We start from the raw sequence: 22389 nt of genomic DNA on the forward strand, positions 1-22389 counted from the left end.
GATGGAGGGTTATACGATGGAAGAGAATTTAAAAGGTTTATATGCAGCATTATTAGTACCATTTGATGAAGATGGTCAGGTTAAAGAGAAAGGATTGGCGCAAATTGCTCAAAATGCCATTGAAACTGAAGGCTTAGATGGACTTTATGTTAACGGCAGTTCAGGTGAAAACTTCTTATTAAATAAAGAACAAAAGAAACAAGTTTTTAAAGTTGCGAAAGAGGCGGTTAATGAAAATGTAAAATTGATTGCTCAAGTTGGGTCGTTAGATTTAAACGAAGCAATAGAGTTAGGTAAATATGCAACTGAATTAGGATATGATGCGATTTCAGCAGTTACACCGTTCTATTATCCATTTTCATTTGAAGAAATCAAAGATTACTATTTTGAATTAATTGAAGCGACACAAAATAATTTAATTATTTATGCAATTCCAGACTTAACTGGCGTTAACATTTCTATAGAACAATTTGGTGAATTATTTAACCATAAAAAAGTGGTTGGCGTAAAATATACAGCTCCTAACTTTTTCCTATTAGAACGTATTCGAAAAGCGTATCCAGATAAATTAATACTTTCAGGTTTTGATGAAATGTTAGTGCAAGCAGCTATTTCTGGTGTGGATGGCGCAATTGGATCTACTTATAACGTGAATGGTAGACGCGCAAGACAAATTTTTGAAAAAGCTAAAAGCGGTCAAATTGATGAAGCATATCAAATTCAGCATGATACTAACGACATAATTGAAAATGTGTTGTCTATGGGCATTTATTCTACATTAAAAGAAATTTTAGCGACACGTGGTATTGACGGAGGTTTACCGAAACGCCCATTTAAACCATTCAATGAAAATAACAGAGCTAAATTAGAAACATTAATTAACAAATACGATTTGTAGGTTACCGTATAAGGGGATGAATTAAATGGAACAAGTTGGTTTTGGTACATGGAACTGGGTAGCAGTAGTTATTTACCTTTTAGTTATGCTTTTAGTCGGAGCATATTTTACCAAACGCGCAAGCCAAAGTACAGATAGTTTCTTTACGGCTAGTGGTCGTTTACCTTCATGGGCAGTAGGTTTCTCTATCTATGCAACGACTTTGAGTGCGATTACTTTTATGTCTACGCCAGAAAAAGCATTTTTAACAGACTGGTCATATATTGCAGGTAATATTGCGATTGTAGCAATTATTCCTTTACTTATTTACTTTTATGTACCATTTTTTAAAAAATTAAAAGTGACGTCTGCGTATGAATATTTAGAGGCACGTTTTGGACCTAGTATTCGTGTTATTGGTTCATTACTATTTGTATTATTCCATATTGGGAGAGTAGCTATTGTCATTTATTTACCTACATTAGCGATTACATCTGTGTCAGATATGAACCCTTATGTTGTGGCAAGTTTGGTTGGTATCTTATGTATTCTTTATACATTTCTTGGAGGTTTCGAAGGTGTAGTATGGAGTGATTTCATTCAAGGTGTCATTCTATTAGGTGGGGCAGCAGCAATTATTATTTTAGGTGTCGTCCACATTCAAGGGGGAATGGGCACCGTTGTCAGTGATGCACTGGAACATAATAAAATCATTAGTGCTGATAACTGGAAATTTAATACTGCCGCGGCAGCAATTCCTATCATCTTTTTAGGAAACATTTTTAATAACTTGCATCAATACACAGCAAGTCAAGATGTGGTACAACGTTATCAAGCGTCAGATTCTATATCAGAAACTAAAAAGTCTTTATGGACGAACGGGTTATTAGCTTTAATATCAGCGCCCTTATTCTATGGTATGGGAACAATGATGTACTCATTTTATAGTCATGAAAGTGCATTGCCTAAAGATTTTAATACTTCATCTGTAGTACCATACTTTATACTTACTGAAATGCCACCATTTGTTGCTGGATTATTGATAGCAGCAATATTTGCAGCGGCACAATCAACCATTTCTTCAAGTTTAAATTCAATTTCAGCTTGTATTTCTGTTGATATTAAGCACAGATTCTTCGGCAAGAAAAATGAAAAAAGCGAAGTAGGATTTGCGAGATGGATGATTATTCTTTCAGGTTTATTTGGATTCGGCATGTCTATTTATCTAATTGCAGCAGATTCTAATGACCTTTGGGATCTATTCTTGTTAATTACTGGATTAGTGGGTGTGCCATTGGCTGGTGTGTTTGCGGTTGGTATATTCACACGTCGTACGAATACATTCGGTGTGCTGATGGGATTAATTTTTGGAATTATTTTTGCTTATATCTTTAATGGTATGGGTGGCGGTAATTCACCATTCTATGTATCAATTATTTCGTTTATAGTAGCCTTTGTTTTCTCTTATATCATAAGTATAATTGTGCCAGGCAAACAAAAAGACATTACTGGTTTAACCATCTATGATATTAAAGAAAAATCTAATTATGTCTCTATTGTCCGTATGAAAGAAGACGATCAAGAAGTCTAAAGTTTTATGTAGTTAGGTATAATAAATGATGCGTTGAATTGTTATAAAACAATTTACTTCTGTTTATCTCAAAATATTTTTGAGAAAATGAATAAGCTATTAAAGGCAGGTAGAATGAAGCATATTGTGTATATGCGTTCTATTCTGCCTTTTTTTTTAATTTTTGAAAATCATGTTATTTACAGCATAAAATATGTGATTCATTTTAATTCCTCGAAAATTATGGATATAATGAATTACAGATATAAGCAGAGTATTCGAGGGGATGATAAGTATGATAAAAGCAATCGCAGTAGATATGGATGGTACATTTTTGGATTCAAAAAAACAATATGATCAAGAAAGGTTTAATCGTATCTTTCAACAATTAAAAAATGAAAATATTAAATTTATAGCAGCAAGTGGTAATCAATACGCAAAATTAAAATCTATTTTTGGAGATAAAGCTATGTTTTTTGTTGCGGAAAACGGTGCGGTTATTTATGAAGACAATACGTTGTATGATTATCAAGCATTTGAAAAAGATGTTTTCCATAATATTGTTAATTACTTAAACATCACGCGTGGTATCAATGAAATAATTGTTTGTGGCGTAAAAAGTGCTTACATATTAAAGAATAATGGACAATCATTTAAAAAAGATGCACATTTTTATTACCGACAATTAAAAGAAATAGCATCCTTGCAAAATTTACCAGAAGATGCATATGTAAAAATAGCCTTAAATATAGATAGAACAACACATCCAACACTTGATGAAGATTTGTCAAATCGCTTTTCACAAGATTTATCACTTGTATCGAGTGGTCGAGATAGTATCGATATCATTCTACCTGGTATGACCAAAGGCAATGCGTTAGCAAGATTATTAAAAAAATGGGGACTAACGGAAGATGAACTCATGGCTTTTGGAGATGCAAATAATGATTTAGATATGCTGCAATTAGCAACACATAGTTATGTAATGGAAAATTGTGAAGATGAAACCTTATTCGAAATTGCAAAGTATGTAGCACCGTCAAATGATAAACAAGGTGTTTTATCAATTATTGAAGATAAAGTACTAAAATGAAAAATTAATATTTAAAATTTTGGCAGTATTACGCTTAAACATATTACTTTCATCCGTCTAACAACCTATCTTATACTAAAAAATATAAGCTACAAATGGAAAGGAAGGCAAACAAGAAATGAATGATATGCAACAGACAATTATAAATGCGTTTAATTTTAGACATGCAACAAAAAGGTTTGATTCAGATAAAAAGATAAGTGAAAGTGAATTTAACACAATCTTAGAAGCGGGTAGATTGTCTCCAAGTTCTCTAGGATTAGAACCGTGGAAATTTATCGTAGTACAAAATTCTGAAATTAGAAATAAGTTAAAAGAAATAAGTTGGGGTGCAAAAGGGCAGTTAGAGACAGCAAGCCACTTTGTAATTTTATTAGCGCGAAAAAACGTAACTTCTAAATCACCATTTGTACAACATATGATTCGAGACATTAAACAATATAGCGAAGACAGTATACCTGCTACAGAAGAAAAATTTGATAATTTCCAAACAAGTTTCCATATTAATGATAGTGCGCAGACATTGTTGGAGTGGGCTAAAAAACAAACATATATTGCACTAGGTAATATGATGACGAGTGCAGCATTATTAAATATTGATTCTTGCCCTATGGAAGGATTTGATTTAGATGCTGTTACGCAATTTTTAAGCGATGAAGGTTTGATGGATGAAACGCATTTTGCACCATCTGTAATGGTTGCATTTGGTTATAGAGAAAACGCAGCAAAAGAAAAAGTACGTCAACCTCAATCACATGTAGTAGAGTGGGTTGAATAATAAGCGTTACGAGGACTCAAATATTTAAAATTCATAAAAAAGAAAGCCAATTCATTCATACAATGTATTGAATTATAAACGTCAATTTCTGTTGTCATTACAGAAATTGACGTTTTCTTTGTTTTATGAACTTTAAAAGTGAGTTGGATTATTATACTGATGGCGTGTGATGTCAATGTTTTTAAGTTTTATCAGCAATTAATGACATATTATTGTGTAATCTAATACTTAAACCATCTATAAAAAAAGTTTCTTCAGTATCGATACTTGGTTTATAAATATCGATATGGGCTAATCCATAGCTTGTATCATTTTCAACTCTAGGTAAGCGTGATTGCCAAGTATTTACTGCAATATGGTGATGATAATATTTAGATGACATAAATAGAGCTTGCGGGAAGTTAGAAATATGCTGGAGACCTAGTTGCTCAATGTAAAAATGTTGAGCGATGGTTAAGTCGGATGTTTTCAAATGCAAATGTCCAATCTTCGCATTATTTGGCATTTCATCCCAGCCCATCTTTGTTCTTTGATTAAGTAAATCATTCGTATCTACTTGTAACGTATCCATTTTCACTTTATCATTTTCCCACAACCATACAGACTTAGGTCTGTCATAATAAACTTCAATGCCATTACCTTCTGGATCATTAAGGTATAAAGCTTCACTTACTAGATGATCTCCACCACCAACCGGAATGTTTGATTGCGAAATATGAAATAAGAAATTAGCTAAGTCTTTGCGGTCGGGCAGTAGAAATGCTACGTGAAATAGTCCTGCTTCACTTAAAGTAGGCTGACGTCCCTCTGGTATTTCACATAACGTAATTGTATGGCCGCTCAAACCTACTTGCAAAACTGCAGAAGTATCATTTGTTGATACCACTTTAAGTCCTAATATATATGAATAAAAATTCAACATCGTTTGTAAATTTTTAATGTTTAAGGTGATATTTGTTACTTGAATTGCTGATTTATCGTGAAAAGTCATCGCCTTGCTCCTTTATATTCGGTTATGAGTTATAGATACAAATTAATATAAAAAGTATACCAAGTCAATTTAATTGTCTCATGACGTAGAATTACATAAAGTTTAATATCACTTCTATATTTACATTTAACAACATATGGTAATATGTGAACATGGGCAATTTGGAGGATGGAGTGGGGTGAGCGTATGCAAGTTTTTTGGAAATTGGGATGGTTTTTCAAACAACATAAAGGCAGTTATCTTATTGGATTGAGTACATTATTTTTAATTGCTTTAATTGAAATTTTACCTCCACAGATTATAGGTAAGACTATTGACGATATGGTGGGAAAAAAATTAACGCCTAAACTATTAATGATTTATCTTTTGGTATTAGTATTGGTAGCAATTTTAACTTATGTATTAAGGTATATATGGAGATTATCAATATTTGGAACTAGTCAAAAGTTGGGGCAAATATTAAGAACATATTTATATAAAAAGTATACAGTTATGAGTGCTGTCTTTTATCAAAATCGAAGAACTGGTGATTTAATGGCACATGCAACTAATGATATAAGAGCAGTGCAAAATGCCGCGGGTGCTGGAATATTGATGATTGCAGATTCTTTGATAACTGGTGGAACAGTGGTGATTACAATGGCTGTAACAGTAAGCTGGAAATTAACATTGATTGCAATGATACCACTACCTTTTATGGTATTGTTAACAAGTTTTTATGGATCGTTACTTAGTAAAGGATTTAAAAAAGCACAAGCAGCGTTTAGTAGATTGAACGATAAGACTCAAGAAAGTGTTGCTGGTATCAAAGTAACTAAGACATTCGGTTATGAAGCGAGTGACCAACAAGATTTTAAAGATTTAAGTGATGATGTAGTTGATAAAAATTTAAAAGTTTCGAAAATTGATGCATTATTTGATCCAACAATCACATTAGTGATAGGAATGAGTTACTTTTTATCAATCGTATTTGGTGCAAAATTGGTTTTTAATAATACAATCACACTTGGTCAACTGATTACGTTCACGACATATTTAGGGATGCTCGTTTGGCCGTTACTAGCACTAGGACTATTTTTTAATATCGTTCAAAGGGCAAAGGCATCATATGAACGAATTGAAGAAATAGAAAATACCCCTAATGATATAGATACAGATTATAAACTTAACACTAGACCCGTTGGAAATATTGAGTTTAATATTAAGGAATTTAATTTCCCGGGTGATTCGAAAGAAGGTATCTATAATGTACATTTTGAAGTTAGGGAGGGTACTACTGTGGGCATCGTTGGAAGAACTGGTTCAGGGAAAAGTACGCTGATTAGATTGCTACTTAGAGAGTATGATACAAAAGAAATGCATGAAATCACATATGGTGAGCATCCTATTCGAGATTATAATGTACAGCTTTTGAGAAATCAGTTTGGATATGTACCACAGGAACACTTTTTATTTTCAACTTCAATTCGTAATAATATTGCATTTAGTAATGAAAAAATAGGTGATAACCAAATATTTGCAGCAAGTCAAGCAAGTGATATTCATGAAGATATATTATCTTTTCCTGATCAATATCAAACAGTGGTAGGTGAAAGAGGCGTATCATTGTCAGGAGGACAAAAACAAAGAATATCCATTGCGAGAGCGCTATTAATAGACCCAGAGGTATTAATACTTGATGATTCCCTTTCTGCAGTAGATGCCAAAACCGAAGAAGTGATACTAAGCAATTTAAAAAAACTAAGAAAAGGAAAAACTAATATTATTACTGCGCATCGGATGAGTGCTGTGAAACAAGCGGATGAAATTATTGTTATGGATAAAGGAACGATTGTGGAAAAGGGCACACATTCTACTTTGATGAATCAAAAAGGATGGTATTACGAAACATATCGAGCTCAAGCTTTACAACAAAAGCTCACGCGTAATTTAGATGACTTAACGAAAGGGGACGATACCAATGGCTGAGAAAGTTAATTTAACTGCAAAAGATCAAGCTCAGGCTTTGATTAGGTTATTTAAGTATACGACCCCTTATAAAGGAACTATTGCTTTAGCATTTTTAACGTTAACAATATCAACGATTGCAAGTATGTTGATGCCTTACTTAGTGAAAGTATTTATTGATGATTATCTTACGCCACGCGTTTTTCCCCAACAAGCAATGATATGGCTGATGATTATCTTTATTAGTATTCAAATAATAGGTGCAGTAACAATGTATTTAAGCCAATATCTTTTTCAATATCTTGCTTTTAAAGTGATCCAACAATTAAGAATTGACGCTTTTAATAAATTAGGTAAATTGGGAATGAAATATTTTGATAAGGTATCAGGTGGTAGTATAGTCTCTAGGTTAACGAATGACACTGAGACAATTGTTGATATGATTATAGGCGTATTTTCAACATTTCTTATAGCCTTTTTTATGATGATTTCTAGTTATATAATGATGTTTATTTTAGAGATGAGATTGGCTTTAATATCTTTAATATTTTTACCAGTTATTATATTTATTCTTGCGAGTTATCGTAAATACTCAGCTGTTTTATTTGCAAAATCTAGACAAAAATTGTCCGATTTAAATACAAAATTAGCAGAGTCTATAGAAGGCATGAAGATAATACAGGCGTTTAACCAAGAAAAAAGATTAAACAGTGAATTCAATCGTATTAATGATGAACATTATCAATATATGTTAAAAACTGTGAAACTTGATAGTTTATTATTGAGACCTGCAATAAGTTCTCTAGCTATTTTTGCGGTAGTTATGATTTTGGGATATTTTGGTATCATTAGCTTTACGACAGGTATTACGGCTGGCGTTGTATTTGCATTTGTTCAATATATGGAACGGTTTTTTGAACCAATTAATCAAGTGAGTCAAAATTTAAATATTTTGCAACAAGCTTTAGTTTCAGCGAGTAGGGTATTTACTTTAATTGATGATGACACATACGAACCTGAACAACAACCTGTACCATCGTACACAATTGAAGAAGGAAAGATTGAATTTAGAGAAGTCAGTTTTAGCTATGACGGAAAGACAGATGTATTAAAAAATATTAATTTTACCGTTAATCCTGGTGAAATGGTAGCTCTTGTTGGTCATACGGGTTCTGGGAAGAGTTCAATTATAAATTTGTTTATGCGTTTTTATGAATTTGAACGAGGGAGCATTAATGTGGATGGACATTCAATAAAAACAATCCCTAAACAAGAATTAAAACAGAAAATAGGGCTAGTGCTTCAAGACGCATTTATATTTTATGGTACGGTTGCATCAAATATTAAACTGTATCATCCAACGATGACATTTGAACAAGTAAAAGCTGCAGCAGAATTTGTACATGCGCATCATTTTATTGAAAAATTGTCAGGTCAGTATCAACATAGAGTGATTGAAAAAGGAAGCTCATTTTCAAGTGGCGAACGACAATTGATAGCATTTGCAAGAACAATTGCTACAAATCCTAAAATACTTATTTTAGATGAAGCGACAGCAAACATTGATTCTGAAACAGAGGAACAAATACAACAATCTTTGAATACAATGAGAAAGGGAAGAACCACTTTAGCCATTGCGCACAGACTTTCTACGATTCAGGATGCAGATAAAATACTTGTATTAAATCACGGAGAAATTGTAGAGCAAGGTACACATGAAACGCTGATTAAAAAAAATGGTATTTATTATAATATGTATGCATTACAAAATGGTTAAATTACCCATTTTTAAACAAAATCAATGAAGTATGGAAATTAACGTTATTACAAAATTTAAATGAAACTAAACAATCAAAAGCCAAAATAAAAGGGGTGCAGTCAAAGAACTATTGAGGTAGCTCTATATTTTATAATTATGGAAGTGCGTTCGTTATGTATTAGAATCGAATGTAGGTTTAAAGAATAAACAAAGCAAATGAGCCTGGGGACTACTGATTCATCTCAGGCTCATTCAAAATGATGATTTAGTTTAAGATGTTTTATATCCAAATTTATTTTGGACTTTGAAAAGGTTGTAGACACCTAATTAATCTGCATATACATCTTGAAATTCTGGTTTTTTCTCAATAACTGACTTAGCAAAAGGGCATGTCGCGGAGACTTTTAAATTGTTATCACGTGCATAGTCAACTACTGATTTTACAAGTTGTGAACCTAAACCTTGACCACCAAGTTCATCTGGTACACCTGTATGGTCAATGATTATATGGTTGTCACCTTGAGATTGAAATGTAATCTCCGCTTGTGGATTATCTTCGTTATCGCCTACATAAAATTTATTTGTACCTTGTTTGATTTCCGCCATTCTAACACCTCCATGTTATTAACATCATATATATTTAATATCACATTTTGCCTTAAGTTAAACAAATTTTAAAATTAAGCATATATTTCAAACATAAATGATGTTAGTAAAAATTGAAGAATAATAAAAAACCATTGAAAAAATGTGAAAATAAGTTTATAGTTTTAACGGAATAATTTCGATTTGGAGGGGCGTTTTTTGAAAAAAATTATGTTACTTATTCTGACCTGTATATTCATCGTATTGTTAAGTGCATGCGGAAATATAAATTCTGAGAAAAAAGACGTCAGTTCGAACAATAGATTAAAAATATATACGACAGCCTTTGCATTCCAAAGTTTCACTAATCAGATTGGAGGCAAATATGTAGAAGTTGATTCGATTTATCCACCTGGTGCAGATATGCACTCATTTGAACCAACACAAAAAGAAATGATTAATATCGCTAAAAGTGACTTGTTTATCTATTCGAATGAAGAAATGGATCCCGTTGCCAAGAAAATTGCAAGTTCAATTAAAAATAATAATTTGAAGTTACCTGTTGCTGCACACCTTGATCACCATGATTTAATTTCAAATCATGAAGCACATGACGATCATGACGAACATGAACATCATGAAACACATGAAAGTCATAATCATGGGGGGGAAGATCCACATGTATGGCTAGATCCGGTGTTAAATAAAAAATTTGCTAAGGTGATTAAAAATGATTTGATCGAGAAGGATCCTAAGCACAAAACGTATTACACGCGTAATTATAATCATTTGATAAAGGATATGAATAAAATTGATCATGAGATGAAGCGAATCACACAACATCCTAAACGTGATACAGCCATAATTTCTCATGACTCTATAGGTTATCTTGCAAATCGCTATCATTTTAAACAGCAAGGTGTTAGTGGCATGAATAATGAAGAACCTAGTCAACGTGAACTCATGAATATCGTTCAAAATATAAATAAAACTAAACAACCTTATGTATTATATGAACAAAATATAACATCTAAAGTTACAAATGTTATTCAAAAAGAATCTAATACAACCCCGCTAAAATTTCATAATATGGCAACCTTATCAAAAGAAGATATAGAGGATAAGCAAATATCTTATCAATCTTTAATGAAAGAAAATATGAAGTCATTAAATAAAGCACTTAATGAGTAATTTTAATATAAAGATAAGAGGTTGAGACAAAAAATTTGTCCCAACCTCTTTTGATTTTGTGATAGAAAGTACCATCATCGTTTTTTAATATACATTTAGTCATTTCAACATGTTTTGTATTTTTCAACAATTAACATTTTTAATCATATCTGATGTAAGATACTGTTGTATTATAATATTCTTCAAGCCCGCGAATACCATCAGCGCCTCCAATACCTGACTCTCTCCAACCAGCATGATATCCATTCACAACTTCTTCTGCTTCACAATTTGCATAAACCTCACCAAATTTAAGACGTTCAGTTGCTGTCATTACTTCTTTTAAATCTTCTGAAAATATATAAGATGATAAACCGGCATTTGTGTGATTGGCGTGTTCAATAGCTGCTGCAAAATCAGAATACTTAATTATAGGTAGTACAGGGCCGAAAATTTCTTCTTTAAAAGCTTCGTCGTCTGGATTAACTTGGTCTAAAATCGTTGGTTCATAAAAATAACCAGAACGATTTATGATGCTGCCACCTGTAATTAATTGAGCCCCATTTTGAATTGCCTTTTGAACTTTTTCATCTATGCTTGCTAATTGTTTTTGATTGATAATTGCACCGAAATCAGTTTGATCATCGAATGGATCGCCTACATTTAAAGTCTCCATTTTATCTTTTAGTTTGTTAATGAAAGTTTCGTGAATATCATGATGAACAAAGATGCGTTCAGGACAAGTACATACTTGTCCTGCGTTATTAATTCTAGCAGCCACAATGTAATCAACTGCCTTATTTAAATTGGCATTTGGTGTCACTATTACAGGCGCATTACCGCCAAGTTCAAGATTAACTTTTTTAACCGTTTGGGCACTTTTGGCATAAACGGACTTACCCGCGCGCATACTACCTGTGATTGATATTAATTGTATATCTGGATGTTCTGCTAATTGCGTACCTACAGTTTCTCCTTTACCAGGAACAATTTGAATAAGACCCGCAGGAATCGTTGATTGTCGGAACAATTCTGCAATTTTTAAAGTTACTAATGATGTTTCTTCACTAGGTTTTATTATTACAGAACAACCTGAGATTATAGCAGGAATGACCTTTCTCATTAATACCATGATGGGTGCATTCCATGGTACGATACCTGCTGTCACACCAATAGGTTTTTTAGTTAATTGTATCGTCTCATTTTCACGACTATTTTGAATCACTTCACCTTTGCTATTCATACTTTGACTTGTCATATAATCTATAAAGTGTATTGCCTTGTTTATTTCACCGATTGCTGAATTGAGTGTTTTACCTTGTTCTTGAACATATAATTTTGCAATTTTTTCTTTATGTTCTTCTAATAACGGAATTAGCATTTTTACATGGTCAGCACGTGTTGGTTGAGGGACCTTTTCCCATTCTAATTGTGCATGTTTAGATTTTTCCACAGCTGAATTTACTTCGTCTTTAGTCGCAAATGTAATTGTGTCTATGATTTCTTCTGTCGCAGGATTAATGACATTCATTGTGTCATTAGACTCACTTTCTACAAATTGGTTGTTTATAAATAATTTATTCATTACGACACCTCCACACTATGATATATACCACTTATTTGAGCAGAAGAAACGGTTTGAGAAATAATCATAAAAATTTGGTTTTGTTAAGTAATCGGATGTTAGTATATTTTTTATACTTAATGTGTTGACTTATGTTCAAAAGGGTATTATAATTTATCTCGAAATCGAAATAAATTGAAAGTTGGTGATGCAATGAATCGTACTAAAGAGTCATTGAATACCTTTATTGGTTTAAATCGAACCGTAGATCATTTAGAACAAATCGTTAGAAATGATATTCAACGTTATGGTTTGAATATAACGGAGTTTTCAGTTTTAGAGTTATTATATAATAAAGGTGATCAGCCGATACAACGTATTGGTGACAGAGTTTTAATTGCGAGTAGCAGTATCACATATGTCGTTGATAAGTTAGAAGCAAAAGGATATGTAGTAAGAATTCGAAATATACAGGATAAGCGCGTAACGAATGCTTCAATTACAGAAGAAGGACATGCACTAATGAATGATATATTTCCAGAACATGCAGCTACGTTAGAATCAACTTTCTCAGTATTGTCAAACGAAGAATTAGCAACATTGCAACAAGCTTTAAAAAAATTAAGTGCTCAACCTATCAATAAGTCGTAGCACTTAAAAATTTTATTCAATATTACTTCGAAATCGAGATAAATATAATGGAAAAAGGAGTTTTATTATGACAAACACTCAATTATTAGGAATACACCATGTAACAGCAATCACAGATGATGCTGAACGAAACTATAAATTTTTTACTGAAGTATTAGGAATGAGACTTGTGAAAAAGACTGTAAACCAAGATGATATATATACTTATCATACATTCTTTGCAGATGATGTTGGTTCTCCAGGTACAGATATGACATTTTTTGATTTTCCTAATGTTCCTCAAGGGCATTCTGGTACAAATTCAATTACACGTCCGTCATTTCGTGTGCCTGATGATGCAGCGTTAGCATATTATGAACAAAGATTTAATGAATATAATATTAAACATGAAGGCATTCAAACATTATTTGGTAAAAAAGTATTGCCTTTTGAAGAAGCAGATGGACAAAGTTATCAATTAATCTCAGATGAAAACAATAAAGGTGTGGCAGCTGGTCAACCATGGAAAGAAGGCCCAGTACCAACAGATAAAGCGATTTATGGTCTAGGACCGATTGAAATAACTGTTAGTTATTTTGAAGACTTTAAAAAGATTTTAGAAGATATATTTGGTATGACAACAATTATAGAAGAAGAAAACGTTGCAGTATTAGAAGTAGGTGAAGGTGGTAATGGTGGCCAAGTCTTTTTAAGAAAAGATGCAACTGGACCAGAAGCAAGACAAGGTTATGGTGAAGTGCATCATGTTTCATTCAGATTAAAAGATCATGAGGCAATATCTAAATGGTTAGAAAAATATGAACAGTATGGTATTGGTAACTCAGGCTTAGTAGATAGATTTTATTTTGAAGCATTATATGCACGTATTGGTCATATTTTGATTGAAGTTTCTACAGATGGACCTGGATTTATGGGAGATGAACCATATGAAACATTGGGCGAAAGCCTTGCATTACCACCATTTTTAGAAGAAAAACGTGATTATATAGAATCAGAAGTGCGTCCATTTGATACAAGACGTTCGCATTAAATTGTGAGATTGCTTAAATCTTAATATTAAAAAGTGAGAGGGTAGTTATTTTATGGAAGATATTAGTCATATTCATCATATTTCGGCGATTGTAGGTAATCCAGAAGAGAATATTCAATTTTATAGAGATATACTCAATTTAAAATTAATTAAGAAAACAGTGAATTTTGATGATCCTTCCACGTACCATCTATATTTTGCGAATGGCAATGTGGATAATGGAACAATATTGACATTTTTTAATTGGCCCAACAATTATAAAGGACGTATCGGTTCTGGTCAGGTTCAACGTATAGCATTTCGAGTGCCTAAAGGATCATTAGAAGATTGGGAAAAACATTTGCAATCACATGGGATAGAAACTGCGAGAACACAATTATTTAATAAAGCTACGGTCGAATTTTCAGATACACATGCGTTACCATTAGCACTTGTGGAAGCTGATGAAGTGCATACGTACGATAGTGGAGAAAATATTATAGGTTTTCATGGTGTTAGCATGCTATCAATTGAGCCATATCAAACAGTACGAACATTAAATGAGGATATGGGGTTAGAGCTAATAGATGAAAATAAGAGTCATATTCACCTTGAAACTAAAGGAGAATGGCGACACCATGTGATAGTTCAAAAAGAAGTTGCCGATGTGCGTGTACGATGGGGTGTTGGTGTCGTGCATCATATTGCCTGGTCAGTACCTAATGATGAGGAACACAAAGCTTGGCAAATGAAAATGAAAGACAAGGGCTATCATGTAACGGAAGTGAAAGATCGCAATTATTTTAATGCTATTTACATGAAAGAACGTGGTGGCATTATTTTTGAGTTTGCTACTGAAGGACCAGGATTTACGATAGATGAACGATTTGAAGACTTGGGTACACATCTTATGTTACCGCCACAATATGAGGAACAAAGAGAAGCATTATTGAAATTATTACCACCTATTCGAATATAAGTATATTAAAAAGGAGATGATAAATAATGGAACACATTTTTAAACAAGGTGATTTAAACGGTCCAACTTTTATTTTATTACATGGCACAGGTGGAGATGAACATGATCTTTTACCTTTAGCACAAGCATTAAATGCAAGTTATAATGTACTAAGTGTAAGAGGAGAAGTTTCGGAAAATGGTATGAATCGTTTCTTCAAGAGATATGGTGAAGGACAATATGATGTTGAAGATTTGAAATATAGAACAAACAATTTAATACAATTTTTAAAAGAAGCGGCTGAAACGTATCATTTTGATTTGACCCAAGCTATACCAGTAGGCTTCTCTAATGGTTCTAATATTGCGATAAGCATGATGTTACACCCAGATATTTCATTTAACAAAGCACTACTTTACGCACCTTTATATCCTTTAGAGTCAGTAAATGACAAAGATTTATCCAATTCCAAGGTATTATTATCAATGGGTGAAAATGACCCTATCGTTTCTGTTCAGGATAGTCAACATGTGATTGATATCTTTAATCAAGCTGGCGCAACAGTTAAACAAATATGGGTGAATAGTCACGAGTTGACACGTGAAGGCATTATTGCGGGCCAATCATTATTAGAAGATGAATAAATAACAATTTAATTAGAATAATGATATGTAAGTGCTGCGATAGCAAAATAAAAAACCTCTAGACCAACTCAATATTATGATTGAATGATGATAATATTGAAACTCTCGTCTAGAGGTTTTTGTTATGATGAATGTGATTTATAAAAGATACCTTTGATTAATATAGGAATTAACAAAATAAAACCAAAGAGTCCCATCAATGGAAATACTTTTCCAATTAACTCAATAAAACCGACAAACGTAGTAGCAAATGTAATAATTGCAATAATTATAATTAAAATATAATAATTTTGTTTATACGGTTCTGTGAAACGAGAGGCAAATGCATACATTAATCCCACAACTGTATTATAAATCACTAATACCATGATAATGGCCATAAAATGACCAATCACAGGTGAAATTTGTTTTGCCAATAATAGTGACGGTAACGCTACATTTGTTATTTTTGTAAATTCTGTGACCATACCAAGGTTTAACATTAATAATAAAAACGTTATGACCATGCCACCTAAAATACCACCTAAATATGTTGCCTTTTCAGATTTTATACGTCCCCCCATTACAGAAAGAAAACTAAACGCAGCTGCAACTTGCAAACTGCCATAATTAATTGCATCAAACCACCACCATTTATCTGTACGTGTGCCACTATTGGCATATTGCGACGCTGAATCAAAGTCAAAACTTCCAGTAGTGAAATAATAAATAGCAATTATTGATACAATAATAATTAAAAATGGTGTAACCATGCCTAAAACAGTGATTAAACGATCAAATTTTAAGCATAAAGTAGCCAAGATAATAATGACTAAAATCAAAGCGCTAATAGCATAAGGTATATCAAAATTTTCATGAATCGTTGAAACGCCACCAGCTGTCATTATCATAGCTAATGCAAGTAAAAACAGTGTTAAAATCATATCAAACATTGTCGCAATTGTTCGAGGTAGGTAAAACTTTATGGGCTCAGTATGGCTGTGTGAACGCAACCGGTAGCCTGTATTTAATACAAATACACCAGCTATGGTAATGATAAATCCGGTGATAATAACGCCTAAAACACTAAATTTACCATTGCTAGTAAAAAATTGGAAAATTTCTTGACCCGTCGCAAAGCCGGCACCCACAACAACACCTACAAACGCAAAAGCAACGATGATACTTTCTTTTAAACTAGACATATAATTTGAATCCTTTCTTGCCATACATATGGTAATCATACTTATTTAATAAACATCACAATGATTTATTTTATCTTAAACGAAATGAGAAATAAATCATAAAGTTCATATCATATATACATTTGTATTTTTTGAGAGAACGGAACAGCTCTAAGGTTGAGTAAACAAATTGAAAATATTCATAAAGGCAAAACCTAAAAAAACTAGGCTGCATACCCATGGAATTTAGGGATTAACAGCCTAGAAAATGGTGCTTTGATTAAGTTTACAATTTAAGAGAACGGCGTTTATAAATATTGTCGTTTTCTATATTTTTATGAAACAACGTAGCATTCGCCGCGTTGTTTTTTTGAACTTTTAGTCACTGAATACGGCATCATTTCATTATCATTTTATGAAGAAGTCATGGATAAAATTAGTTGACAAATCGGTCATGCATCAATACTTTTAACACATCAATTTTTTCTTGTATATCTTTACCAGTATTAGTATCACGTATTTTTTTACGTTTTAACTCTTTGTCTACCACGCGTCTTATAGAAAGCTCGTCAGCCCCATTGAGCAAGACATGTTTTTTAGAATTAAAGTGTTGGTGTGCTACAAGCTGCATTCCAAAAGAATTATAGAGTAAAGTATAGCCGGCAATACCAGTTGTAGATTGGTAGGCTTTTGAAAATCCACCGTCGATGACAATCATTTTACCATTTGCTTTGATTGGGTTTTCGCCGTCAATTTCTTTAACTGGTGTATGGCCATTGATTATATGTCCTTCTTCTGGATCTAAACCGAAATCTTTTAACATTTTTTTGCACATATTTACGTCTTCACGTAAATAATAATAAGGGTTTTTAGTTTCTTTATGTGCTGATTTATCATTAATAAAATAACGTTCAAATGTTGTCATTGCTCTTTTTCCAAATAAGGACGAATACTTACCTGTCCATAGATACCAAACGAGATCAGTTGCTAAATCATCATGTATGTCTTTATGGTCAAATGCCTCTCTTACAAAGTATTCGAAATGGTCAAGCAAATCTCTGCCATAGCATTTTTCACCATCAATAACCATAGATTCCATTTCTCCATTTTCATCCACAGGTATACAACCATGAATTAGCAGATTGCCATTATAAGGAAGGTAAAGTTTCCCTTTTTGCATTAAAAATGTCATGTGACGTTTTAATTTTTCAGATTGTTGCACTGATAATAATAATTTTTCTATTACTTCGTGTTCATCTTCAGTTAATGCGTTAGGGTTGCTTGGATCAATTGTTTGGAAACAAGTATGTTCTAAAGCATAAGTTTTACCATAAAGTGTGGCTGTATGATTTTCATAGTCGATGCTTTCCAACACTAATCGTTCTTCCATTTCAAAGTTAGGTCTACGCTTAATGATAGGTGCTTCTAGTTTAAATTGGATGATTGCGATTGCTTGGTGAATTTTAGTGATTTGTTCTATTTCGGATTGAGACAGTCCTTCAGCATTTTTAGGTTTGAAAGCAGGATTGTCACCTGAATAGTATTTTTCAGCAAGTGTTAATAATGGACGTAAATTAATACCATAAGCATCTTCAATAATGTCTAAGTTATCATAACGCGCACAAATTCTGAGTAAATTTGCTAAGCACACTTTAGAACCAGCATAGGCACCAATCCACAAGACATCATGATTTCCCCATTGTACATCAACAGAAGGATAGTCAATTAAGGTGTCCATGATTTTATCAGGTTCTGGACCACGATCATAAATATCACCTACAACGTGTAAATGGTTCACCACGAGATGTTGAATTGTAAAGGACAGACCGATAATCAGATCATCTGATTGTTCGAGTTCAATAATTTGATTCATTAGTGTCTGATAATATGAATGTTTATTATTATATTTATTACTTTTATATAACAACTCTTCTATTATAAAAATATAATTTTTAGGTAAAGTTTTGCGTAATTTTGTTCGTGTATATTTAGAAGAAGCATAAGTGACTAATTTGATAAGACGATTAATCGTTGTGATATACCATTCATCTAAGCGCTCTTTTGAGGTGAAACTATTTTTAATTAATTTTAATTTTTCTTCTGGATAATATACAAGTGCCGAAAATTCATTTATTTCTTGGCGTGTCAAAGTATCTTGAAATATATCACTGATTTTAGAACGAACATTTCCTGAACCATTTCTTAATACATGTTGAAATGCATGGAATTCTCCATGTAGGTCGCTGACGAAATGTTCCGTGCCTTTTGGAAGTTCTAAAATAGACTCAAGATTTATAATTTCAGTTGCTAATTCCTCTCTGTTATTAAATTGTTGAGATAATAAATCTAAATATTTTTCTTTTACACTTTTTTCTGTTGCATCATGCATTATTTATGTCACTCCAATTAGGTAGTTTTGTTACTCATTCTATTTAATAAAACGTTTCCATTGTATGTGTAATATTGTAGCATTATTTTTGGGGTGAGTGTCTAGTATTGATTACATTATTTATACTATCTTTTAATTAATGGGAATGGCTTCATTTTTTTGTCAAAAAAGCGGTAAAATTGTTAAAAATAACGATGTTACTCAAATAAGCAAATTCTCATATAAATGTAAATATTGTAGGAAACATACATTTTTTTGAATTAGAAAAATAAGTATTTAACCCTATAATTGTAAAAATACACATATTATTTAAAGCGATAAAAATAGCTTTATAACAATTGTTTTGAGCGTATTGAAGGTGATTTGGAATGTATTTGCAAAAAATATTTTTTAAATAGCGGTTTAAAAATTTTTAAACTTTTGTATAATAAGTGCATGTAACAAAATTATACAAAGGGAGTTTATTTTATGTTTACTTTGGGAGCATCGTTATCGAGTCAAGTAAATCCAAACTGGCAGACATATATTATGCTTGGTGCGTATTTTGTTGTGCTATTAGTCATTGGATATTACGGCTATAAGCAAGCGACAGGTAATATTAGTGAGTATATGTTAGGTGGTAGAAACATAGGGCCATATGTTACAGCATTATCTGCGGGAGCATCAGATATGAGTGGTTGGATGATTATGGGATTGCCCGGTGAAGTTTATACGACAGGGTTATCAGCTGCATGGTTGGCAATCGGTCTGACTATTGGTGCATACATAAATTATCTCGTTGTAGCCCCACGATTACGTGTGTATACAGAAAAAGCTGGAGATGCAATAACATTACCTGATTTCTTTAGAAATCGTTTAGATGATCAATCAAATGTGATTAAAATTATATCAGGTGGTATTATTGTCGTGTTCTTTACACTGTATACTCATTCTGGAATGGTTGCAGGTGGTAAATTATTTGATAGTGCTTTTGGTTTAAACTACCATTTTGGATTATTATTAGTTGCTATTATTGTAATTGCGTATACTTTCTTCGGCGGATATTTAGCCGTGTCGTTAACGGACTTTTTCCAAGGGGTAATCATGTTAATTGCTATGGTCATGGTACCAATAGTAGCGATGATGCAATTAAGTGGATTGGATACTTTATCGCAAGCGGCAGATTTGAAACCGACAAACCTTGATTTATTTAAAGGTACAACGGTTATTGGTATTATATCATTCTTTGCTTGGGGCTTAGGTTATTTTGGACAACCACATATTATTGTGCGTTTTATGTCTATTAAATCAGTGAAACAATTACCGACAGCAAGACGTTTTGGTATAGATTGGATGGCAATTAGCTTACTGGGTGCAGTTGGTGTAGGTCTTGTAGGTATTACATTTGTCAATCGTGGTGGTGTAACACTTGAGGATCCAGAAACATTGTTTATATTAATGGGTCAAATATTGTTCCATCCACTTGTGGGCGGTTTCTTACTTGCAGCTATTTTAGCAGCGATTATGAGTACGATTTCGTCACAATTATTGGTGACATCAAGTTCATTAACTGAAGATTTTTATAAATTGTTCCGTGGTGAGGAAGCAGCAAAAAAACATGAAAAGGAATTTGTTTTTGTGGGACGTATGTCAGTTGTTTTAGTTGCAATTGTTTCAATTATCATTGCATGGTCACCTAATGATACAATTTTAAATCTTGTAGGTAACGCTTGGGCAGGTTTTGGTGCTGCATTTGGACCACTTGTATTAATGAGTTTATATTGGAAAGGTTTAAGTCGTACTGGTGCAGTCAGCGGAATGATTTCAGGTGCAATTGTTGTAATTGTTTGGATTGCGTTTGTTAAACCATTAGGTGAAATTAATGATTTCTTTAATTTGTATGAGATTGTTCCAGGATTTTTAACAAGTTTAATTGTTACCATTTTAGTTAGTAAAATGACGAAGAAACCTCAAATTGATGTAGAAGGCGATTTAGAAGAAGTTCGTCAAATAGTAAAAGGTAATAAGTAATCATTATCATAGTAGTTTGATAAAGGGGTAGTATTTTGATTATATAAATATTAAAAGCGCACATAAGTAATAGAAAATTTTCTGCTCAAAATTTTAGGGAGAAATTAAAGATCGTGAAAGACTAACTTCAAAGGGGGAAGTTAGTCTTTTTTTATAAAAAAATCAGACAAAAACCCTACGGATTTTGTCTGATTGCTAAGATAGATATCAGTTATACGAGCAAATGACGTAAAAAGTTTTAAACTAAAGCAAAGCGTGCACTTATTGATGTGTGCGATTCTTTTTGTAGATACGAATAAAGAGATATACGACAGCTATAGCGATGATGACATACATAATATATGAATAAGTGTGTAAGCCATTCATTAACGTATCAAAACTGTTGCTCAACATGCTACCTAAGAAGATGAGTGCAATGTTCCAAATTGTAGTACCTATTAACGAAAGAATAGTAAATAATACAATATTCATTCTATTAATGCCTGCTGGTATGGTGATTAATACGCGTAAAACAGGAATAAAGCGACAAAGAAAGACTGCAATAGCACCGTATTTTTTAAACCATTCATTAGCGCGAGCAATATCTTTTCCTTTGAGTTTGATCCATTTTCCATATTTATCAACAAAACGATATAAACGTGCTTCAGAGACGATACTACTGATGTAATAAAGTATGATTAAACCGATTAACGATGAAATGGTAGATATGATAAAAAGTAAAGGTATGGATAAATCAGATTTAACTGTCATCAGTCCTGCAAATGTCAAAATAATTTCAGATGGAATAAAAGGTAATATATTTTCTAATAGGATTAATATTGCAATAGCAGTATAACCCCATGAATTTATAAAGTTTGTCAGTATTTGTTCCATGGCGAAAAGTGTCGCTCCTTTTCTTAATCAAACATGATGGTATTTTTTAATTACTTCTGTATTATAATCTAAATTAATGTGTAATGCATATTTAAGGTAATATAAAGATAATTAATAAATTTGTTGCCTTGAAATTTCAATGCACTGAGGGATTTAAGAAAAACTTATTTCAACTAATATTATAGTGAAGATTTAGGTTTTTAAAGAACTGGTGTTAATACCTGTCACATAAACTGTGTACGCTGTTCATAAGAATGAATAAGGTATTATCATAAAATGAAAAAAGTAGTTGTAAGCGATTTCATATTGTGGTAATATCTAGGCACACAATAGGTCATATGATGACTAGTGAAATAGG

The 22389-nt window shown here is 32.5% G+C and carries 18 protein-coding genes; 12 read left to right on the forward strand and 6 right to left on the reverse strand.

Annotated features, from left to right (window positions below; genetic code table 11):
• Positions 1-16: 16 nt before the first annotated feature.
• The 4 genes from KA883_RS03390 (at position 17) to KA883_RS03405 (ending at position 4318) form a co-directional block, all read left to right on the forward strand.
• Positions 17-898: an N-acetylneuraminate lyase gene (locus tag KA883_RS03390; RefSeq protein WP_046206773.1), complete on the forward strand. Its 882-nt coding sequence runs from the start codon at positions 17-19 to the stop codon at positions 896-898.
• Positions 899-923: 25 nt separating this feature from the next.
• Positions 924-2468, forward strand: coding sequence for a sodium:solute symporter family protein (locus KA883_RS03395; RefSeq protein ID WP_046206774.1), 1545 nt, complete (start codon positions 924-926; stop codon positions 2466-2468).
• A gap of 274 nt (positions 2469-2742) precedes the next feature.
• Positions 2743-3540 carry a Cof-type HAD-IIB family hydrolase gene (locus KA883_RS03400; RefSeq protein ID WP_046206775.1) on the forward strand — a complete coding sequence of 266 codons (798 nt, stop codon included), beginning with the start codon at positions 2743-2745 and terminating at the stop codon, positions 3538-3540.
• A gap of 118 nt (positions 3541-3658) precedes the next feature.
• Positions 3659-4318 carry an NAD(P)H-dependent oxidoreductase gene (locus tag KA883_RS03405; protein ID WP_046206776.1) on the forward strand — a complete coding sequence of 220 codons (660 nt, stop codon included), beginning with the start codon at positions 3659-3661 and terminating at the stop codon, positions 4316-4318.
• 181 nt (positions 4319-4499) lie between these two features.
• Here the strand turns inward: KA883_RS03405 and KA883_RS03410 are convergent, their stop codons facing one another.
• Positions 4500-5309, reverse strand: a complete 810-nt coding sequence (locus KA883_RS03410; RefSeq protein ID WP_046206777.1) for a VOC family protein — start codon at positions 5307-5309, stop codon at positions 4500-4502.
• 186 nt (positions 5310-5495) lie between these two features.
• Between KA883_RS03410 and KA883_RS03415 the strand changes: the two genes are divergently transcribed.
• The gene (locus KA883_RS03415) at positions 5496-7277 is read left to right on the forward strand and encodes an ABC transporter ATP-binding protein (RefSeq protein WP_046206972.1); all 1782 of its coding nucleotides are present in this window, start codon (positions 5496-5498) and stop codon (positions 7275-7277) included.
• Positions 7270-9033 carry an ABC transporter ATP-binding protein gene (locus KA883_RS03420; RefSeq protein ID WP_210139864.1) on the forward strand — a complete coding sequence of 588 codons (1764 nt, stop codon included), beginning with the start codon at positions 7270-7272 and terminating at the stop codon, positions 9031-9033. The genes KA883_RS03415 and KA883_RS03420 overlap by 8 nt, the downstream gene beginning before the upstream one ends.
• A gap of 309 nt (positions 9034-9342) precedes the next feature.
• Here KA883_RS03420 and KA883_RS03425 read toward each other — a convergent pair whose 3' ends face one another.
• Positions 9343-9621: a GNAT family N-acetyltransferase gene (locus KA883_RS03425; protein ID WP_019470056.1), complete on the reverse strand. Its 279-nt coding sequence runs from the start codon at positions 9619-9621 to the stop codon at positions 9343-9345.
• Between the two features lie 198 nt (positions 9622-9819).
• Between KA883_RS03425 and KA883_RS03430 the strand changes: the two genes are divergently transcribed.
• A complete protein-coding gene (locus KA883_RS03430) occupies positions 9820-10791 on the forward strand; it encodes a metal ABC transporter solute-binding protein, Zn/Mn family (protein ID WP_046206779.1) in 972 nt (323 codons plus the stop codon).
• A 139-nt stretch (positions 10792-10930) separates the two neighbouring features.
• Here KA883_RS03430 and aldA read toward each other — a convergent pair whose 3' ends face one another.
• Positions 10931-12355: an aldehyde dehydrogenase gene (gene aldA / locus KA883_RS03435; protein WP_046206780.1), complete on the reverse strand. Its 1425-nt coding sequence runs from the start codon at positions 12353-12355 to the stop codon at positions 10931-10933.
• A gap of 192 nt (positions 12356-12547) precedes the next feature.
• Between aldA and KA883_RS03440 the strand changes: the two genes are divergently transcribed.
• The 4 genes from KA883_RS03440 (at position 12548) to mhqD (ending at position 15596) form a co-directional block, all read left to right on the forward strand.
• Entirely contained in the window at positions 12548-12985 is a 438-nt protein-coding gene (locus KA883_RS03440; RefSeq protein WP_210139865.1) for a MarR family winged helix-turn-helix transcriptional regulator, read from the forward strand.
• Between the two features lie 67 nt (positions 12986-13052).
• Positions 13053-14015: a ring-cleaving dioxygenase MhqE gene (gene mhqE / locus KA883_RS03445; protein ID WP_019470059.1), complete on the forward strand. Its 963-nt coding sequence runs from the start codon at positions 13053-13055 to the stop codon at positions 14013-14015.
• Between the two features lie 52 nt (positions 14016-14067).
• Positions 14068-14973 carry a VOC family protein gene (locus KA883_RS03450; RefSeq protein WP_046206781.1) on the forward strand — a complete coding sequence of 302 codons (906 nt, stop codon included), beginning with the start codon at positions 14068-14070 and terminating at the stop codon, positions 14971-14973.
• Between the two features lie 26 nt (positions 14974-14999).
• Entirely contained in the window at positions 15000-15596 is a 597-nt protein-coding gene (mhqD, locus tag KA883_RS03455) for a methylhydroquinone degradation carboxylesterase MhqD (protein WP_046206782.1), read from the forward strand.
• 122 nt (positions 15597-15718) lie between these two features.
• Here mhqD and KA883_RS03460 read toward each other — a convergent pair whose 3' ends face one another.
• Both KA883_RS03460 and KA883_RS03465 read right to left on the reverse strand, forming a co-directional pair.
• Complete coding sequence (locus KA883_RS03460) at positions 15719-16780, reverse strand: YkvI family membrane protein (protein WP_046206783.1); 1062 nt, start codon at positions 16778-16780, stop codon at positions 15719-15721.
• A gap of 415 nt (positions 16781-17195) precedes the next feature.
• On the reverse strand, positions 17196-19148 hold the full coding sequence (locus tag KA883_RS03465; RefSeq protein ID WP_040029774.1) for a fructose-bisphosphatase class III: 1953 nt from the start codon (positions 19146-19148) through the stop codon (positions 17196-17198).
• A 468-nt stretch (positions 19149-19616) separates the two neighbouring features.
• Here KA883_RS03465 and putP point away from each other — a divergent pair, with 468 nt between their 5' ends.
• Entirely contained in the window at positions 19617-21158 is a 1542-nt protein-coding gene (gene putP / locus KA883_RS03470) for a sodium/proline symporter PutP (RefSeq protein ID WP_210139866.1), read from the forward strand.
• 261 nt (positions 21159-21419) lie between these two features.
• On the opposite strand, the gene uptA is transcribed toward putP, so the two are convergent.
• Positions 21420-22031: an undecaprenyl phosphate transporter UptA gene (gene uptA, locus KA883_RS03475; protein ID WP_046206785.1), complete on the reverse strand. Its 612-nt coding sequence runs from the start codon at positions 22029-22031 to the stop codon at positions 21420-21422.
• Between the last annotated feature and the right edge of the window lie 358 nt (positions 22032-22389).

The organism is Staphylococcus sp. GDY8P54P (assembly GCF_017892645.1).
Classification (GTDB): domain Bacteria; phylum Bacillota; class Bacilli; order Staphylococcales; family Staphylococcaceae; genus Staphylococcus; species Staphylococcus ureilyticus.

Coding starts and splice junctions, on each gene's coding strand:
- KA883_RS03390 (WP_046206773.1), top strand. CDS start 17: ATGGAAGAGAATTTAAAAGGTTTATATGCAGCATTATTAGTACCATTT.
- KA883_RS03395 (WP_046206774.1), top strand. CDS start 924: ATGGAACAAGTTGGTTTTGGTACATGGAACTGGGTAGCAGTAGTTATT.
- KA883_RS03400 (WP_046206775.1), top strand. CDS start 2,743: ATGATAAAAGCAATCGCAGTAGATATGGATGGTACATTTTTGGATTCA.
- KA883_RS03405 (WP_046206776.1), top strand. CDS start 3,659: ATGAATGATATGCAACAGACAATTATAAATGCGTTTAATTTTAGACAT.
- KA883_RS03410 (WP_046206777.1), bottom strand. CDS start 5,309: ATGACTTTTCACGATAAATCAGCAATTCAAGTAACAAATATCACCTTA.
- KA883_RS03415 (WP_046206972.1), top strand. CDS start 5,496: ATGCAAGTTTTTTGGAAATTGGGATGGTTTTTCAAACAACATAAAGGC.
- KA883_RS03420 (WP_210139864.1), top strand. CDS start 7,270: ATGGCTGAGAAAGTTAATTTAACTGCAAAAGATCAAGCTCAGGCTTTG.
- KA883_RS03425 (WP_019470056.1), bottom strand. CDS start 9,621: ATGGCGGAAATCAAACAAGGTACAAATAAATTTTATGTAGGCGATAAC.
- aldA (WP_046206780.1), bottom strand. CDS start 12,355: ATGAATAAATTATTTATAAACAACCAATTTGTAGAAAGTGAGTCTAAT.
- KA883_RS03440 (WP_210139865.1), top strand. CDS start 12,548: ATGAATCGTACTAAAGAGTCATTGAATACCTTTATTGGTTTAAATCGA.
- mhqE (WP_019470059.1), top strand. CDS start 13,053: ATGACAAACACTCAATTATTAGGAATACACCATGTAACAGCAATCACA.
- KA883_RS03450 (WP_046206781.1), top strand. CDS start 14,068: ATGGAAGATATTAGTCATATTCATCATATTTCGGCGATTGTAGGTAAT.
- mhqD (WP_046206782.1), top strand. CDS start 15,000: ATGGAACACATTTTTAAACAAGGTGATTTAAACGGTCCAACTTTTATT.
- KA883_RS03460 (WP_046206783.1), bottom strand. CDS start 16,780: ATGTCTAGTTTAAAAGAAAGTATCATCGTTGCTTTTGCGTTTGTAGGT.
- KA883_RS03465 (WP_040029774.1), bottom strand. CDS start 19,148: ATGCATGATGCAACAGAAAAAAGTGTAAAAGAAAAATATTTAGATTTA.
- putP (WP_210139866.1), top strand. CDS start 19,617: ATGTTTACTTTGGGAGCATCGTTATCGAGTCAAGTAAATCCAAACTGG.
- uptA (WP_046206785.1), bottom strand. CDS start 22,031: ATGGAACAAATACTGACAAACTTTATAAATTCATGGGGTTATACTGCT.